5 protein-coding genes and 1 pseudogene are annotated in these 4,372 nt (G+C 69.2%); all 6 read left to right on the forward strand.

Going from position 1 to position 4,372, the window contains the following annotated elements; all coding sequences use genetic code 11:
- Positions 1 to 53: 53 nt before the first annotated feature.
- The gene (locus tag BUC15_RS18485) at positions 54 to 1,052 is read left to right on the forward strand and encodes a ParB N-terminal domain-containing protein (protein WP_073191501.1); all 999 of its coding nucleotides are present in this window, start codon (positions 54 to 56) and stop codon (positions 1,050 to 1,052) included.
- Between the two features lie 36 nt (positions 1,053 to 1,088).
- Entirely contained in the window at positions 1,089 to 1,781 is a 693-nt protein-coding gene (locus BUC15_RS18490) for a hypothetical protein (protein ID WP_073191504.1), read from the forward strand.
- Positions 1,782 to 1,794: 13 nt separating this feature from the next.
- Entirely contained in the window at positions 1,795 to 3,405 is a 1,611-nt protein-coding gene (locus tag BUC15_RS21335) for a M23 family metallopeptidase (RefSeq protein WP_073191507.1), read from the forward strand.
- A gap of 6 nt (positions 3,406 to 3,411) precedes the next feature.
- Positions 3,412 to 3,678, forward strand: coding sequence for a DUF6112 family protein (locus tag BUC15_RS18500; protein WP_073191511.1), 267 nt, complete (start codon positions 3,412 to 3,414; stop codon positions 3,676 to 3,678).
- 146 nt (positions 3,679 to 3,824) lie between these two features.
- Positions 3,825 to 4,145, forward strand: a complete 321-nt coding sequence (locus tag BUC15_RS18505; RefSeq protein WP_073191514.1) for a DUF6112 family protein — start codon at positions 3,825 to 3,827, stop codon at positions 4,143 to 4,145.
- 33 nt (positions 4,146 to 4,178) lie between these two features.
- Positions 4,179 to 4,372 (forward strand): annotated as a pseudogene (locus BUC15_RS18510) (conjugal transfer protein TrbL); the annotation flags it as partial.

Here is a 4,372-nt window from a genome sequence, read left to right on the forward strand (position 1 = left end):
CTGATCCTCGCGCTCGCACTGGCCGCGCCGAGTGGTGGAGGCGGTGAGTCGTCGTGACCGAGCCACAGATCGGCAGCATCCAGCTCGACCGCACCGTCGATTCGATCCTCGTCGGCGCCCGGCACCGCGCCGACCTCGGCGACATCGACGCCCTCGCGGCATCCATCGGGCGCGACGGCCTGCTGCAACCGCTCACGATCACCATCGACGGCGTACTCGTGTGCGGGGCGCGACGCCTGGCCGCGATCAAGAAGCTCGGCTGGCGCACCGTCAACGTGTGGGTTCGCAGTGGACTGTCCGACCGGCTCGGGCAGCTCCTCGCCGAGCAGGACGACAACATGCTCCACAAGCCCTATACCCAGCTCGAAGCCGCCGGCCTGTACCGCGATCTCAAGCAGGTCATGGCCGAGGATGCCGCCCGCCGGAAGTCCGCTACCCAGTTCAGCAGCGAGAACCAGCCGGGAAACGACGGTCCCGCAAAATTTGCGGGACCGTCGAGCGCGCTCGGGGATGCGCGGGAGCAAGCGGCGGCGATGATTCCCGGCGGCGCGTCGCACACGACACTGGAGAAGATCGGCTACCTCGAAGACATCGCCAACAACCCCGCCCAGCCCGAGGCGTTGCGCACCGAGGCTGCCGCCGGGCTGGAACGGATCGAGGCCGGCGACCCGGTGCATCCGATCTACCAAGCGATCCGCGACGCCGACACCACCGCGCGGGAGCGACGCGAGGCCGAGCTGCACGCCCGCGCCGAAGCAGCCGTGGCCCAGGCGAAGTCGATCAAGAAGGGCAAGCGCACACCACCCCGCCCGCTGCCGCTCGTCACCGGCGACGGCCAGCCCGTCCGCTACCCGCTGCGCGCGTTCGTGCAGACCTGGGGCGAGCTGACGAACTGGTGGACCCACTACGACGCCGACACCCTCGCCGCCGAACTGACCGACGAGCAGTTCGAGAACTTCCTCACCACCACCGACGGCACTCTCCGGTTCGCCGACGCCCTCCGCGCCGCCCGCGAGGCTGCGGCGGAGCGGCCACGACTCCGCGCGCTCTGACCACAATCCTCGGCGCCGGGTGCGCACCTGCTCGGCATGAGCCCCGCACCCACTGACACCCGGAACCGTCGCCGACTCGTCACCCTCATCGCCGCCGGCATCGTCTTGCTGCTCCTGGCCGGTGTCGGCGTCTACGGACTCCTCACCGGCCCCCGCAGCGGCACCAGCACCGATCCCGACCTGGCGCCCGGCCCGGTCACCACGGCACCGCCGACGGTGGTGCCGAGCACACCCCAGCCACCGCGGGTTCCATTGGTTCCGCGATCTTCCGACCCCGAGACCTTCGCTCGCGGTGTCGCGTCCACGCTGTTCGCGTGGGACACGGCTTCGGGGCTGTGGCCGCTGGACTACACCTCGGCGATCCTCGCGGTCGGTGACCCCAGCGGGGACGAACAGGCGGGGCTGGCCTCCGACGTGGCCGCGTACTTGCCGACCCGTGACGCATGGATCGAGGTGCGGCAGTACGCCACCCGCCAGCACCTCACCATCGACACCGCGTACGTCCCCAATGCGTGGGCCGACGCCGTAGCGCAGGCCCAGCCAGGACAGCTCGCGGCAGGAACGACGGCCATCACGATCGAGGGCACCCGCCACCGCGCCGGGGAATGGAACGGCCAACCGGTCACCAGCGAGCATCCGGTCGCGTTCACCGTGTTCGTCGTCTGCGCCCCGACCTATCCGACCTGCCACCTGCTGCGGCTCTCGCAGCTCGACAACCCGCTGCGTTGAAGGGGTTGTCGTCGTGTTCCGCAAAGCCGCCATCGCAGCCCTGGCACTGCTGTTCTTCGCCCCCGCCGCAGCACTCCTCGGCATCGGGGTGCTGATGAACCCCGCCGCCGCCTACTGCGCCACCCCTGCCGGGACTGTGAACCTCGGCCCAATCCCGGACTCGCTCACCGTGACCACCGCGAACGGCGAGACCTTCACCCTGAATCGTCAGCAGCTCACGCACGCGGCCACGATCATTACCGTCGGCAACGGCATCACCGACGTGGGCCGGCCAGGAATCAAGATCGCGCTGATGGCCGCGCTCACCGAGTCCACGCTGCGGATGCTCACCAACACCGGCACCTACCCCGAGTCGGCGAACTACCCGAACGACGGCAACGGCGGCGACCACGACTCACTCGGCCTGTTCCAGATGCGCCCACAATCGGGATGGGGCACCGTCGCAGAGTTGATGGACCCGAACTATCAGGCGCGGGCGTTCTTCGGCGGGCCGACAGGACCGAACTACCCCTCACCGCGCGGCCTGCTCGACATCCCCGGCTGGCAACAGATGGACCCCGGCGAGGCCGCCCAAGCCGTCGAGGTCTCCGCCTACCCCGACCGCTACCGCAACTACGCGCCCGTCGCCGACAGCGTCCTCGCCGCCCTCACCAGAGGAGGCAGTCCCGCTGGCGGCGCGGGCGGCCCGGCGGTGTCGTCGTCGCGGGTGGTGTTCCCGCTGCCCGAGGGCACCTGGGTGCTGACCTCTCCGTTCGGGATGCGGGTGCACCCGATCACGGGCGAACGGAAGATGCACACCGGCACCGACTTCGCAGCGCCCGATGGCACGCCGATCCTCGCCGCAGCGGACGGCACCGTGACCGTCGCGGAGTTCTCCGGCGGGTACGGCGGCCTCATCGTTATCGAGCACACCATCGACGGCAAGGCCGTCGCCACGGCCTACGCCCATATGTGGCAGAGCGGCATCCACGTCCGTCCCGGTGACTGGGTGAGCGCCGGGCAGCACATCGGCGATGTTGGTTCCTCGGGCATGAGCACCGGCGCACATCTGCACTTCGAGGTCCGGCCCGGCGGCACGAACGGTGAGGCCATCGACGCCGCCGCCTGGCTCAACGAGCACGGGGCCGCGAACCTGCCGACAGCGACGAGCGGATCACCCGCCGCCTGCAACAACACCACTGCGGGCACGCCGACCGGTGTCGATGGAGACCCCGACCGGCTCGTCGACGATCCCACAAGCTCGGGCAAGATCACCGCTCGCATGCTGCACCTCTACCAGCAGACCCTCGCCGGGTTCCCCGACACCGGCTGGGGTTGCTACTCACCGCGCCCCGGCACCAAGTCCGAGCATCCCCTCGGCAGGGCGTGCGACATCACCTTCGGCAACCGCATCGGCCAGCGCCCCACCCCGGCCCAGCTCGACGCCGGCTGGAAGGTCACCAACTGGATGAAGGACAACGCCGAGGTGCTCGGTGTCGAGTACCTGATCTGGCAAGGCCAAATCTGGTCAGTCGCCCGCGACGCCCAGGGCTGGCGACCCTACAACGGCGGCGGCATGCACGACCCCGCCTCCATAACCGGAGGCCACTACGACCACCTCCACGTCACCGTCAAGGCCGGGTGATCGACGATGGGTGTCTTCCCCGACTTCGACGGGCTCGGCGGCATCGGCGACCTCCGCGCCGTGGTCGGCGCGCTCCTGACCTTCGTCCTCATCGTCGCAGTTCTCATGCTGATCGTCTCGGCGACCGCGTGGGCCATCGCGACAGCCCACGGCAACTACGCGACCGCCAGCAAAGGGCGAATCGGAGTCCTCGTCGCTGTCGGTGCCGCCGTCCTCGCCGGAGGTAGCGTCGCCTGGATGAACTGGCTCCTCTACCTCGGCCAACAACTCTGACGCCGAACACCTCCGAGCCTGACGATGCCCACGTCGTGACCGACGTGGGCATCTTCGTCTCCACATCGAGGGGTCACGGGCGCACCTGTGTCGTGTACCCCGTCTGCGAGTTGTGGGCGGGCCGCCCGTCGCCAAGGAGACCTACCGTGTTCGATCTGCTCGCCAACGTCATGTCCGCTCCGCTGCTGGTGCCGATGGACATCAACATCGACCCCAACACCAACGGCCTGCCGGGGATCAACCAGCTGCGCACCATCGTCGGCGCGGTGATGACCATCGGCCTGATCCTCAGCGTCCTGGCGCTGATCGTGACCGCGATCGTGTGGGGTTTCGGCGCGAACTCCTCCAACCCGCACCTCGCCTCGCGCGGGAAGATCGGCGTCCTCGTCTACTGCGGTGCGGCCGTGATCTGCGGCGCGAGCGTGACGCTCATCAACTTCTTCTGGAACGTCGGCCAGTCCGTCTGACCCGCACCGTCGTCGAGAGGGCTGGTGTTCGTGATGGGCGTGTGCGACGTTCCCGTGATCTCCTCGGTCTGCGATGCCGTCGGCGAAGGAGCCGCCTCTTTGGTCGCGGCCCCGTTCGACTGGCTCGCGCAGGCGATGGGTGCCGCCGCCGGGTGGCTGTTCGAGGCGGTCTGGTCGGTCTTCGACACCACGACGCTGGTGGATGTCACCAAGCCCGGCTACATCGC

The organism is Tessaracoccus bendigoensis DSM 12906, from assembly GCF_900141915.1.
GTDB classification, from domain to species: Bacteria; Actinomycetota; Actinomycetes; order Propionibacteriales; family Propionibacteriaceae; genus Arachnia; species Arachnia bendigoensis.